At 70.0% G+C, this 13275-nt stretch carries 8 protein-coding genes; 6 read left to right on the top strand and 2 right to left on the bottom strand.

Translation table 11 applies throughout. From position 1 onward, the window contains the following. Position 1 precedes the first annotated feature (1 nt). The 3 genes from ABZT74_RS24280 to ABZT74_RS24270 are packed head-to-tail and all read left to right on the top strand — an operon-like array spanning position 2 to position 3238. Positions 2-1342 (top strand): extracellular solute-binding protein, encoded by a 1341-nt coding sequence (locus tag ABZT74_RS24280; protein ID WP_355875988.1) that lies wholly within the window; start codon positions 2-4, stop codon positions 1340-1342. A gap of 34 nt (positions 1343-1376) precedes the next feature. Next, positions 1377-2282, top strand: a complete 906-nt coding sequence (locus ABZT74_RS24275) for a sugar ABC transporter permease (RefSeq protein WP_355875985.1) — start codon at positions 1377-1379, stop codon at positions 2280-2282. A gap of 2 nt (positions 2283-2284) precedes the next feature. Next, the gene (locus ABZT74_RS24270; protein WP_356175516.1) at positions 2285-3238 is read left to right on the top strand and encodes a carbohydrate ABC transporter permease; all 954 of its coding nucleotides are present in this window, start codon (positions 2285-2287) and stop codon (positions 3236-3238) included. Between the two features lie 70 nt (positions 3239-3308). Here the strand turns inward: ABZT74_RS24270 and ABZT74_RS24265 are convergent, their stop codons facing one another. After that, positions 3309-3821, bottom strand: a complete 513-nt coding sequence (locus tag ABZT74_RS24265; protein WP_356175513.1) for an SRPBCC family protein — start codon at positions 3819-3821, stop codon at positions 3309-3311. Positions 3822-4127: 306 nt separating this feature from the next. On the opposite strand from ABZT74_RS24265, the gene ABZT74_RS24260 reads away from it, so the two are divergent. Next, a complete protein-coding gene (locus ABZT74_RS24260; protein WP_356175510.1) occupies positions 4128-5339 on the top strand; it encodes an MFS transporter in 1212 nt (403 codons plus the stop codon). 9 nt (positions 5340-5348) lie between these two features. Here ABZT74_RS24260 and ABZT74_RS24255 read toward each other — a convergent pair whose 3' ends face one another. Continuing rightward, positions 5349-6611 carry an aromatic ring-hydroxylating dioxygenase subunit alpha gene (locus tag ABZT74_RS24255; protein WP_356175507.1) on the bottom strand — a complete coding sequence of 421 codons (1263 nt, stop codon included), beginning with the start codon at positions 6609-6611 and terminating at the stop codon, positions 5349-5351. A 605-nt stretch (positions 6612-7216) separates the two neighbouring features. Here ABZT74_RS24255 and ABZT74_RS24250 point away from each other — a divergent pair. Both ABZT74_RS24250 and ABZT74_RS24245 read left to right on the top strand, forming a co-directional pair. Further along, the gene (locus ABZT74_RS24250; RefSeq protein WP_356438028.1) at positions 7217-8197 is read left to right on the top strand and encodes a hypothetical protein; all 981 of its coding nucleotides are present in this window, start codon (positions 7217-7219) and stop codon (positions 8195-8197) included. Positions 8198-8922: 725 nt separating this feature from the next. Then, positions 8923-13197 (top strand): discoidin domain-containing protein, encoded by a 4275-nt coding sequence (locus tag ABZT74_RS24245; protein WP_356175501.1) that lies wholly within the window; start codon positions 8923-8925, stop codon positions 13195-13197. Positions 13198-13275 lie beyond the last annotated feature (78 nt).

Below are 13275 nucleotides of genomic sequence, written 5' to 3'. Positions count from 1 at the left end.
CATGAGCGATCTCCCCCCGAACCCCGGAACCGGCCTCTCCCGGCGCCGTGTCCTCACCGCGTCACTCGCCTCCGCGGGAGCGCTGCTCGCCGGCGGCGCGCTGAGCGGCTGCGGCGCGGCGCTGGCCGCCGACGACACGACCGTCCGCCTCTGGGATCTGTTCAGCGGCGCCGACGGCGGACTGTTCAACACCATGGTGGACGCCGGGAAGCCCGACATGCCCGGCACTCGCGTCGACCGGACGGTCCTCGAGTGGGGATCGCCCTACTACACCAAGCTGGCGATGGCCTCGGCCGGCGGCCGAGGCCCCGACGTCGCCATCGCGCACATGTCCCGGCTTGCCGGCTACGCGCCCACCGGCCTCCTCGATCCGTGGGACCTCGACACCCTCGCCGAGTTCGGCGTGGGCGAGGACGACTTCGCCGACGCGGTGTGGGCGCGCACCCAGTACCGCAACCGCACGTACGCGATCCCGCTCGACACCCACCCCTTCATCGTCTTCTACCACCCGGAACCGGCGCGGAAGGCCGGTCTCCTCACCGCCGCCGGCACCCTGGACATGGACGCCTTCTCCTCACCCGACCGTTTCCTGGCCGCCGGACGCGAACTCGCCAAGGCCTCCGGCAAACAGGGCATCGCCTTCGGCTACGTCACCGACGCCTCACAGGGCTGGCGGTTGTTCTACGGCCTCTACAAGCAGACCGGCGGCCGCTTCGACCTGCCCGAGGGCGGCCCCGCCGAGGTCGACGAGGACCGTATGGCCGAAGTCATCGCCTTCATGGCCAAGCTCGTCGACGGCAGGACCAACCCGCACCGGCTCGACTACCCCTCGGCCATCGCGGCCTTCGCCAACCGGCAGACCGCGATGATCCTGTCCGGCGAATGGGAACTGGGCACCTTCCGCGCGGCCGACAAGAACGTCGACGCGGCCCCCTTCCCCACTGTGTTCGGCACCCCCGCGGTCTACGCCGACTCGCACTCATTCGTCCTGCCCCGCCGCCCGCACGCCGACGCCGCCCACCGCAGGCGCACCCAGCGCGCCGTGGCCGCGCTCCTCAAGGCCTCCCGGGTGTGGGCCACCGCCGGCCACATCCCGGCGTACAGCCCCGTCACCCGCACCGCGGACTACGGCCGCCTGCGGCCCCAGTCCCACTACGTCGCCGCCCAGAACCACGTCGTCCTGGACCCGCCCGTCTGGTTCGCGGGCGCCGGCTCCGACTTCCAGAACGCGATGTCGCAGGTCCTCCAGCAGGCCATGCTCGACGGCCTCGCGCCCGACCGCGCGGCCCGCGCGATGGTGCGCCGTCTCAACACCTTCCTCTCGAAGCCCAGCCCGGCCTGACACCGGCCGATCCGCCCGCGCAGGAGGCACAACGATGTCCTCTCCCACCGCTCCACCCCGCACCGGCGCCCGCCCCGCACGCCGCTCCGTTCCGCCGGGCCTGCTCTTCGCGCTGCCCTTCCTCGTGCTGTTCGGCCTCTTCATGGTCTGGCCGCTGGTGCAGGGGCTGTGGATGAGCCTGACCGACACCTCACTGTCGGCGCACAGCCCCTCGTTCACCGGCCTGGACAACTTCAGCGAGGCCCTCCAGGACGCCGAGATGTGGCGCTCGCTCGGCCACACCCTGCTGTTCACGCTGGTCTCGACCGTCCCGCTCGTCGCGGTGGCGCTCGGCATGGCGCTGCTCGTGCACACCGGCCTGCCGGGCCAGTGGGTGTGGCGGCTGGCGTTCTTCGCCCCCTACCTCCTGCCGGTCGGCGTGGTGAGCCTGCTGTGGATGTGGCTCTACCAGCCCGACCTCGGGCTCTACAACCATCTCCTCGGCGTCCTCGGACTCGACGGCTACGCCTGGCTCAGCGACGAGTCCGTGGCCCTGTGGGCGATCGTGCTCACCACGCTCTGGTGGACGGTCGGCTTCAACTTCCTGCTCTACCTCGCCGCTCTGCAGTCCATTCCGGACCATCTCTACGAGGCGGCCGCCATCGACGGCGCCGGCGCCTGGCGCCGCCTGTGGTCGATCACGCTGCCCCAGCTCGGCCGCATCACCGGAGTGATCACCGTCCTCCAGATCCTCGCCTCGCTGAAGGTCTTCGACCAGATCTACCTGCTGACCAAGGGCGGCCCGAACAACTCCACCCGGCCCGTCATCGAGTACATGTACGACGTCGGGTTCACCGGCTACCGGCTCGGCTACGCCTCGGCGATCAGCTACATCTTCTTCGCCCTCGTCCTGCTCGCCTCCGCAGCACAGTTTGCTGCCCTCCGCCGCCGGGAGAAGTGATCATGGCCACCACCCAACTGCCATCACGGCCACCGAGGACGACCACGGGCACGGTCCGTCCCACCGCCCTCCGCAGGCGGCCGGTCAAGCGTTCCGCGGCACCCCGCGAAGGCCAGCCGCTCACCCTCGGCGAGAGCCGCACGGCCCGTGTCCTCGCCCTCGTCGTCCTCGGAGTGCTGGCCCTCGTCTGGCTCCTGCCCATGACCTGGGCGCTCCTGACGGCCTTCAAATCGGAACAGGACGCGAGCGACCCCGCCCACTGGTTCTGGCCCAGCTCCGGATTCACCCTGGGCCGCTTCACCGACGTCATCACCCGGGGCGACCTGCCGCTGTGGATGTTCAACAGCCTCTTCATCTCGGCGGCCGTCACCGTCATCACCGTCGCCGTGTCCGCGATGGCCGGGTACGCCTTCTCCCGGACCCTGTTCAAGGGGCGCCGCGTCCTCTTCGCCGTGACCGTGGCCTCGATGCTGGTGCCGCCGCAGCTGCTGATCGTCCCCTGGTTCCAGCAGATGCTCACGCTGAACCTCACCGACACCTACGCCGCGGTGATCCTGCCCCAGACCGTGGCGCCGATCATGGTCTTCATCCTGAAGAAGCACTTCGACTCCCTCCCGAAGGAGCTGGAGGAAGCGGCGCGCATCGACGGGGCGGGCCCCTGGCGCATCTTCTGGTCCGTGCTGCTGCCACTGTCGCGGCCCATGCTCGCGGCGGTCTCGATCTTCGTGTTCATCGGCGCCTGGAACAACTTCCTGTGGCCGTTCATCTCCACCTCCGACCCGTCCCTGATGACGCTCCCGGTCGGCATCACGTCGGTGAAGAACGCCTACGGACTCCAGTACGCCCAGACCATGGCGTCGGCCGTCGTCGCGGCGCTGCCCCTGGTGCTGGTCTTCCTCTTCTTCCAGCGGCAGATCGTCAAGTCCGTCGCCACCACGGGGCTGGGGGGACAGTAGGCGCCGCCCCGCCGGCACGCCTCGGGAGCCGGGCCGGCGGGGAGGGCCCGCGGCTGAGGGACGAGGCGCCTCAGACCGAGCGGTCGTGCTCCAGCTCGCGCTTCAGGTTGCGCAGCGTGATCTCGATGTTGCGCGCCTGGAAGGCGGCGAACGTCTTGCCCGACGTGGCGACCCAGTCGAAGGCGCGGGCCGCGAACGTCGGCCACCTCCGGCGGTCGTCGGTCCACGTCTCCGTCACCCGGGTGCCGCCGTCGACCGCCTCGAAGCGGTACTCCCACGTCGCGATCGGAGCCCGCAGGCGGGGGCGCCCCACACCGATCGCGCAGACGCGGAACGCGAAGCGGCTCCCCGGATCGGCCGCGGTCACCTTGCACCGGGTGACCCACCGAAACATCCCGCGCTTGTTGCGTCCGACGAAGGTGGTGCCCAGAGCGGCCGGACCGGCCGGGGACCCGGCCGTCGTGCCCCGGTTCTCCGGACTCCAGCGGCCCATGTCCGCCGGACAGCTCACCGCCCGGAAAGCCTCCTCGGGCGACACGTCGTCGACGATGATGCTGCTGCTCACGGTGAACACACGGGTCACTGCACGCCTCCCGACCGACCGGACACGAAATTACTGCCGAGTAGGGATCATGGCACGCACGACGCCCCGCGCCCAGGGCAGGGTCCGGGCGCGATGACGGAATGCCCGCGATCCGGCGCGATCCACAGATCGATCTTGGAATGTACCGCGCTTTGGCATTGCCGCACGTCCAGGGGCCTCACACTGGTGTCAGAGGTGCTCCGGGCAATGGTGCTCGGCACGACCGGACCCGGGAACCGTCGGCGATCTCCGTCCCGACCGCTCCCACGTCCCCTGCCCGCTGTCCTCGAAAGGTTCTCCTGCACCATGCCCCTGGCTCTGCTGGCCCTGGCCGTCGTCGCGTTCGGCATCGGCACGACCGAGTTCGCCACGATGGGGCTGCTGCCCCAGATCGCCGACGGCATCCACGTGTCCGTGCCCCAGGCCGGCAACGTCGTGTCGGCGTACGCGCTCGGTGTCGTCGTCGGCGCCCCGGTGCTGACGGGCATCGGCGCGCGCATCCCGCACAAGCGGCTGCTGCTGCTCCTGACCGGCCTGTTCGTGGTCGGCAACGTCGCGTCCGCGCTCGCTCCCAGCTTCGGCACCCTGTTCGCCGCCCGCTTCCTCGCGGGACTGCCGCACGGCGCGCTGTTCGGCGTCGGTGCCGTCGTCGCCTCACGGCTGGTCGCCCCCGAGCGTGCGGCGCGAGCGGTCTCGAAGATGTTCCTCGGCCTCACCGTCGCCAACATCGTCGGCGTTCCCGTCTGCACGGCGCTCGGCCAGCACCTGGGCTGGCGGGCCGCCTACGGAGCGGTCGCGGTCATCGGTCTCATAGCCCTGGCGGCCCTCGCCGCCTTCGTTCCGCACCAGCCGCGCAGCGGGCAGTCCGGAATCCGCCACGAACTACGGGCCATGGGCAACCGGCAGGTCGCGATGGGCCTGATCACCGCGGTCGTCGGATTCGGCGGATTCTTCGCCGTCTACAGCTACCTCGTGCCCATGCTCACGCACCTGACCGGCATCTCCGGCACGTCGATCACCTGGGTCCTCGCGCTCTACGGCGTCGGCATGACGCTCGGCACCCTCATCGCCGGACCGCTCACCGACCGCGCCCTGCGCCCGACGCTCTACGCCGGGCTCATCCTGCTCACCGCGGGACTGGTGACGTTCTACTTCACGGTCCACAGCACCGTTCCCGCTCTGCTGACCATCACGTTCATCGGCGCGATGGGATCCCTCATCACCACGCCCGTCCAGATGCTCCTCATGGCCAAGGCCAAGAACGCCCCGACCATGGCGGCGGCGTCCAACCACTCCGCCTTCAACCTGGCCAACGCCGGCGGCGCCTGGCTCGGCGGGCTGGTCATCTCCGCGGGCTGGGGCTGGGCGTCCCCCAACCTGGTCGGTGCGGCCCTCGCCCTGGCCGGTCTCGGCCTCGCCTTCGCCGGCGGCCTCATGGACCGCGGGCAGCGACGCTCCGAGATCATCACGGAAGGCGCGCCCGTGGCAGGGCAGGAGACCGCCGCCCACAACGCCTGAGCGGCGGGACTACTCGGCCGCGCCCTCCGCCGCCGGAGTGGCCGGCCGTGTCGGTTCGGCGCTGTTCGTGACACCGGCCCGGTGCGCGGGCGTCGCGAGCCCGCACGGCGTGCAGCCGGGTGCCTCGTCCGAACGCAGCGGCACGCCGTTGCTGCGCAGCACGTCGCGGAGATCGAGGATGAGCGGGAACACCTCGTGGTTGCGGTCCTCGCCCTGCTCGTCCCAGGCACGCTGTTCCGCCTCGACCGCCGTCCTGTCCTGGGCGAACACGCGCTCCGTGAACCGTCGGATGAGCGGCCAGGCCAGGTGCATCGCCCCCGGGACCGACGGCTTCGCGATCGTCAGCAGCCCGTAGGCGTGGTTGAGGCGCTGCTCCGCGTCCTCGGGAACGTAGGCGGCCCACAGCGAGAAGGCCGGGAGATCGGTGCCCTCGGGTACACCCCGCAGCGTCTGGTACGGGTACTCGGTGCGGATGGTGATGACGTCGGGGGTGTCCCGGCCGCCGACCCCCTCCGCCGACAGCAGACCCGCGCCCCGGTCCTTGCGGCCCCCCGCGGGAACGAAGAGGTACCTGGCCTCGACGTGCTGGGGCCCCGTCTCGTAGCCGAGCAGTTCGGGCCGGATCCTGCCGAGCACGCTCCGGTGCAGGAACTGATGGTTCATGTCGAGCAGGTTCTCGTGCATGAACGAGTAGTGGCAGCGCACCGTGCGCGAGAACGTCATCGTCCGGTGCGCGGGCGAGTGGTACTCCGGCAGCCGCGGGAACGCCGCCGCTTCAGCCAGGGCAGGGTCTCCCGGGAACACGAACACCAGGCCGTACGCCTCGCGCACCGGATAGGACCGCACACCTCGCGGCGGTCGCTCACTGCCCTTCGGCAGGTAGGGAATCTGCGAGATGCGGCCGTCGCCCCGGTAGGCCCAGGCGTGATAGCAGCACCGCAGGATGTCGCCCTCGACCACGCCCATGCTCAGCGGCACCTGACGATGCGCGCAACGGTCCTCCAGCGCGTGGACGGTACCGCTGCGCCCCCGGTACAGCGCGATCCGCTGCCCGGCGAACGCCGTCGCGAAGGTGCGGTTGCGCCGCACGCTCCGCGACCTCGCCACGGGATACCAGTGGTCCGGCGCGATCCCGATCCGGCGCAGGTCCGGCACCGGGCCCGGAAGGGCTCCGAGACGGCCGTCCGCGCGATGCGGCGGGAACGCTCCGGCGGCGGTGGACCGCCTGTCCTGCTGGTCTGCTCCGGGTCGGTCGGGTCGGGCCTCGGTCATGGGCTGTGGTCCCTTGCGCTCGGGCGGACGGTCAGGTCCTGCGGCAACGGGAGCACCGCGCCTCCGGACGCGTGACTCCCACACACCCACGACGCCACCCCGGTCGCCCCCGCAACACACGCGGTGCTCCGCCGGCCGCCCCGCGGGGCTCCACCTCCCTACCGTCGCCGGGGGCTCCGCGCCCGTCAACCGCGGAGGTGCGTTGGTGTGGCGTACGGGCACGCAGGGGCGAGGCCGACCGGATCGCACACGGTCCGCCGCCCCTCGGCCGCCCGGATGTGGTGCCGTTCGGTCCGGCTGTTCGCGTGGCCGCCGCTCCGCACGGGGCGCGGCACACCACCGGAGCGCCCGCCGCCGGTCGTGCCGTTCCGGTGGAGATCGTCGTGTGCTCCGCAACGGGTGGGGCCGTCCGACGGTCGTAGTGCTCGTGCCCGTTCCCGGTGTCACAGACGGGACGGGCACGTCGACAGTCGACAGAGGGGGATGACGTGGGACGGTGGGGATGGGCCGCGTTGGCGGTGCTGATGCCGGTGGCCGTACTGGCGCAGACGGCTGGGGGTGCGAGAGCCGTCGCTGCGGACGATGGCTGCCGGAATCCGCGGATCATGGTTCTGAAAACGCTGAAGTCCGATCGGACGGGGGTCGTTGAGGACGTCAGCGCGAGCGGACTCGCCGTCGGCGTCTCCGGACAGCGGCCCGTGTACTGGACCAGGACGCGAGTGCACAGCGTCCCCGTGCCGGCCGGATTCGACGGTGGGCAGGTCGCGGCGGTCAACTCCGGTGGACTGATGGTGGGTTGGTTCACGGCCGGCGGAGATCCGTGGAACCGCACGCCGTTCAGCTACGAGGCCGGTGCGCCGGCCGCCACCCTGTTGCCGACCGGCGGAGTGTCGGGCTGGGCGGCGGACGTCGACGACAGGGGTCGGATCGTGGGCACGGTGAACGGAGCCGACCGAGGCGCGGTCTGGCGGAAGGGGAAGCTCGTCGCGACCCTCCCGGTCACCGACGGCCAGTCGATCACGGAGGTCACGTCGATCGGCTCCGCCGGCACGGTCGTCGCGAACGGCACGATCTGGAACGCCGGCCTGGAGGACTACCAGAGCGTCGTGCTCCGGTGGGAATCCATCGGCACACCCGCCGAGATCCTCGGGCCGCCCGTCGGACCGAGTCTCCAGGGATGGGGACGCCCGGCACTCGACGGCCGGGGACAGGTCGTCGGTTCCCTGCTGAGCAGTGTCGAGGCCACCGCGGTGCACTGGGACCCGCCCGGATACGGCGACCCCGCCGACGTTCCGAGCCTGCCGGGCTTCAACTCCGGCCAGTTCACGGCGATCAGCCCGCACACGCACCTCGCCGCCGGAATCGCGGACATGCGGGACGACGTGGGCCCCGCGGACCAGGCCGAGGTCTGGCCGGGCAGCGGACCGGCGCTCGCGCTGCCGCGCCTCGCCGACGACCAGGCGTCTCACGCGTACGCCGTGTCCGACAACGGCTCGGTCGGCGGAGACGCGGTCGACGCCGTGGGCGACGCGAAGCCGGTGGTATGGACGTGCGCGATGAAGCAGGCCTACCTTCCGCCGAGTTGACCCGGTCGTCGACACGTGGTCCAAGGCCGACTCGCTCCGGTGAGGCGGCCTTTGCGCGCAGTCGTCGCGTGCCGCCCTCGGGTGTGGCCTCCGCGCACTCTCGCCCCACTCGCGTGAACGCCCCATTCCGCCGAACACCTCACCCGGTGTCGAAGGTGCGCAACCGTTTGCGCGTGGTCGACCCGGAGATCGACCCCTCGGACACCTTGCGGTGACGCAAAAAATTGCGTGACTTGCGTTCACTTGCGGCTCCGGTCGTGTGACCGGATTTCTGACCGTGAGGGCCAGGCGCCGGGGGAGGAGAGTTCAGGGGATCTCGCCCCCTCAGGCCTATCCGAAATGCTGCCGACAGGTCATGTGGAGTACTCCGCAAGGGAGTTCGGCCCGATGTTCCGCAACACTCCCGCCTTCTCCCGGTAGGGCGGCACGCGTTCGGTCGCCTGCGTGCCGGATCCGAGCTGCGCATGTCACGCCTCCATCGATGAGACGCGGGTGCGTCCGGTGAAACTTGTGCCGCACGGACCGTAGACGGACTCGCATTGCTCTGCAATATTGCGATGAAACATTGCAAGAACCTGCGTGTGCGCCCCTTTTCGGGCCGTGCACCACTCCAGGGACGACAGCTTCCGCCGTCCCGCCCGTCGTACCGCGCCATCGCTCTGCCCAGGAACGAGCCGACCTCGCCGCCCCTCCGGCGCGCGAACCTCCGCAGGGAGTGACCCCGCATGACTCGATACAAGCCGAGATCGTGGAGACGACGCGCAGCGACAGCTGTGCTCGCCTCGACGGTCATGGTTCTAGGCCTGCCCGCCGTCAGCGCCACCGCGGCCGGCGGTCCCAACACCGCCGCGGACGCCCCGACCAAGGCGGGCAGTGCCCGTGACGCGCACGCGGCCGCCAACGTCACCGACGGCGACCTCGACACCTACTGGCAGGCGGGAAAGAAGTCCGCCCAGTGGGTACAGACCGACCTCGGGCGCACCCAGCGCGTCCGCCAGGTCGTGCTGCGCCTGCCCGAGCACTGGCAGACCCGCAAGCAGACGCTCGCGCTGCAGGGCAGCGCCGACGGGAAGAGCTTCGCCACACTCAAGTCGTCGGCGCGGTACGTCTTCAGCCCCGGCAACGACAACACCGTGAAGGTCTCCTTCCCCGCGACCCTCGCCCGCTACGTACGCGCCGACTTCAGCGACAACTCGGTCGCCTCCACCGCCCAGCTCGCCGAGATGCAGGTCCTCACGGCCGCCGCGTCGACCCCGAACCTCGCCCAGGGCAAGCCCTTCACGGAGAGCGGGCACGCCGACGTCTACGGGGCGGCCAACGCGGGTGACGGCAACCGGGCCACCTACTGGGAGAGCAAGAACAACGCCTTCCCGCAGTGGATCCAGGTCGACCTCGGCTCCTCGGTCAAGGTGAACCAGGTGGCCCTGCGGCTGCCCAGTGGCTGGCCGAGCCGCAGCCAGACGCTCAAGATCCAGGGCTCCACCGACAACCAGAACTTCACCGACCTGACCGCCTCGAAGGCGTACACCTTCGACAGCAGCACCGACCAGTCGGCGACCATCAGCCTCGACACCACCACGACGCGGTACGTACGGGTGCTCGTCACCGCCAACACCGCATGGCCCGCGGGGCAGTTGTCCGAGCTCGAGGTCTACGGACCCGCGACCGGAGACACCCAGGCCCCCACCGCGCCGTCGAACCTGGCCTACACCGAGCCGGCCACCGGCCAGATCAAGCTCAACTGGAGCGCGGCGACCGACGACACGGCCGTCACCGGGTACGACGTCTACGCCAACGGCCAGCTCCGCGCCACCGTCGCCGGGAACGTCCTGACGTACACGGACACGCAGCCCGCCGGCACCGACATCACCTACTTCGTGCGGGCCAAGGACGCCGCGGGGAACGTCTCCGCCAACAGCAACAGCGTCACCCGCAAGGGAACGGGCGGCGACACCCAGGCGCCCACCGCGCCGGGCAACCTCGCCTACACGCAGTCCGGCAGTGACGTGAAGCTCACCTGGCAGGCATCGAGCGACAACGTCAAGGTCACCGGCTACGACGTCTACGCCAACGACCAGGTCGTCAAGTCCGTGGCGGGCGACGTCCTGACGTACACCGACACCCCGTCGGCGACGGCCACCGTCACCTACTACGTGAAGGCCAAGGACGCCGCAGGGAACACGTCCACGGCGAGCAACAGCGTCACGCGGACCGGCTCGACCGGCGGTGGGTCCAACCTCGCCCAGGGCAAGCCCATCGACGCCTCCTCGTCCACCTTCACCTTCGTCGCGGCCAACGCCAACGACGGCTCGACGAGCACTTATTGGGAGAGCGGCGGCGGCGCCTACCCGGCCACCCTCACCACCAAGCTGGGTGCCAACGCCGACCTGAGCCAGGTCGTCGTCAAGCTCAGCCCGGACGCCGCGTGGGCGACACGGACGCAGAACATCCAGGTCCTCGGACGCGACCAGGACGCGACGGCCTTCACCAGCCTCGCCGCGGCGAAGGACTACACCTTCTCGCCCGCGAGCGGCAACACCGTGACCATCCCGGTCTCGGGGTCCGCCGCCGACATCCAGCTCAAGGTCACCTCCAACAGTGGCGCTCCGGGTGCGCAGGTCGCCGAGTTCCAGGTCATCGGCACCCCCGCCGCCAACCCGGACCTCAAGGTCACCGGCATCACGAACACGCCGGCGGCTCCCGTCGAGTCGGACGCGATCAGCCTCACCGCGACCGTCACCAACAGCGGCACCAAGGCGTCCAAGGCCACCGACCTGAACTTCACCCTCGGAGGAACGAGGGCCGCCACGGCGGACGTCCCCGCCCTCGCGGCGGGCGAGACGAAGACGGTCACCGCGAGCATCGGCGCCCGGGACGCGGGCAGTTACTCCGTCGGCGCCGAGGTGGACCCGTCGAACAAGGTCATCGAGCAGAACGACGCGAACAACGTCTTCACCCGCTCGGACGCCCTCGTCGTCAAGCCCGTCTCCAGCTCCGACCTGATCGCCGCCCCCGTCGCCTGGAGCCCGTCCAGCGCCTCGGCCGGTGACGACGTCAAGTTCACCGTCGCGATCAAGAACCAGGGCACCGTCGCCTCCGCCTCGGGCGCGCACGGCGTCACCCTGACGGTGCAGGACTCCAAGGGCGCCACCGTCAAGACGCTCACCGGCTCCTACAGCGGTGCCATCGCCGCGGGCCAGACGACCGCACCGGTCAGCCTCGGCTCGTGGACGGCCGTCAACGGCAAGTACACCGTCAAGACCGTCATCGCCGACGACGCCAACGAACTGCCGGTCAAGCGGACCAACAACACGACCAGCCAGGCGCTGTTCGTCGGCCGCGGCGCCGACATGCCGTACGACATGTACGAGGCGGAGGACGGCACGGTCGGAGGCGGCGCCAAGGTCGTCGGCCCGAACCGGACCGTCGGTGACATCGCGGGCGAGGCGAGCGGCCGCAAGGCGGTGACCCTCAGCGCGACCGGTCAGTACGTCGAGTGGACCACCCGCGCGGCCACCAACACCCTGGTGACCCGTTTCTCGATCCCGGACGGCACCAACACCACGCTCAACGTCTACGTCGACGGCACGTTCCTCAAGGCCATCGACCTCACCTCCCAGTACGCCTGGCTGTACGGCAGTGAGACCGCGCCCGGCAACTCGCCCGGCTCCGGCGCCCCGCGCCACATCTACGACGAGGCGAACCTGCTGCTCGGCAAGACCGTGCCGGCGGGTTCCAAGATCCGGCTGCAGAAGGACGCGGCCAACACCTCCACCTACGCCGTCGACTTCGTCAACACCGAACAGGCGACCGCCGCCGCGAACCCGGACCCGGCCGCCTACACCGTCCCGGCCGGCTTCACGCACCAGGACGTGCAGAACGCGCTCGACAAGGTCCGTATGGACACCACGGGCAAGCTCGTCGGTGTCTACCTGCCCCCCGGCGACTACGAGACCGCCAGCAAGTTCCAGGTCTACGGCAAGGCCGTCAAGGTCGTCGGAGCCGGGCCGTGGTTCACCCGCTTCCACGCCCCGTCCTCGCAGGAGAACACCGACATCGGCTTCCGGGCCGAGGCGACCGCGAACGGCTCGACGTTCGCCGGATTCACCTACTTCGGCAACTACACGTCCCGGATCGACGGCCCGGGCAAGGTGTTCGACTTCTCCAACGTCTCCAACATCACCATCGACAACGTCTGGGTCGAGCACATGGTCTGCCTCTACTGGGGCGCCAACACCGACAGCGTGACCATCAAGAACTCCCGTATCCGTGACACGTTCGCCGACGGCATCAACATGACGAACGGCTCCACGGACAACCACGTCGTCAACAACGACGCCCGCGCCACGGGCGACGACAGCTTCGCGCTCTTCTCGGCGATCGACTCCGGCGGCGCCGACGAGAAGAACAACCTCTACGAGAACCTCACCTCGACCCTCACCTGGCGAGCGGCCGGTATCGCCGTCTACGGCGGATACAACAACACCTTCCGCAACATCCGCGTGGCGGACACCCTGGTGTACTCCGGCATCACGATCTCCTCGCTGGACTTCGGCTACCCGATGAACGGCTTCGGGACCGACCCCACGACGATCGAGAACGTCTCCCTGGAGAGGACGGGCGGCCACTTCTGGGGCTCGCAGGTCTTCCCCGCCATCTGGGCCTTCTCCGCCTCGAAGGTGTTCCAGGGCATCCGGGTCAATGACGTCGACATCGACGACTCCACCTACGGAGGCGTCATGTTCCAGACCAACTACGTCGGCGGCCAGCCGCAGTTCCCGGTCAAGGACACCATCTTCACCGACATCTCCATCACCAACTCCAAGAAGAGCGGAGACGCGTTCGACGCCAAGTCCGGGTGGGGTATCTGGGCCAACGAGCTCCCCGAGCCCGGTCAGGGCCCCGCCGTGGGCGAAGCCACCTTCCGCAACCTGCGGATGAGCGGCAACGCCCAGGACATCCGCAACACCACCAGTACGTTCAAGATCAACGTCGAGTAGATCCGCACGGCACCGAACAGCGCGGGGTCGCCCTTCGAAGGGGCGGCCCCGCGCTGCCGTGCTCCCGACCGGACCGCA

This window comes from Streptomyces sp. NPDC005302, assembly GCF_040607345.1.
Lineage (GTDB): Bacteria > Actinomycetota > Actinomycetes > Streptomycetales > Streptomycetaceae > Streptomyces.
The sequence above is the reverse complement of the archived record's forward strand: the minus strand, read 5'-3'. Positions and strand labels throughout refer to the sequence as shown.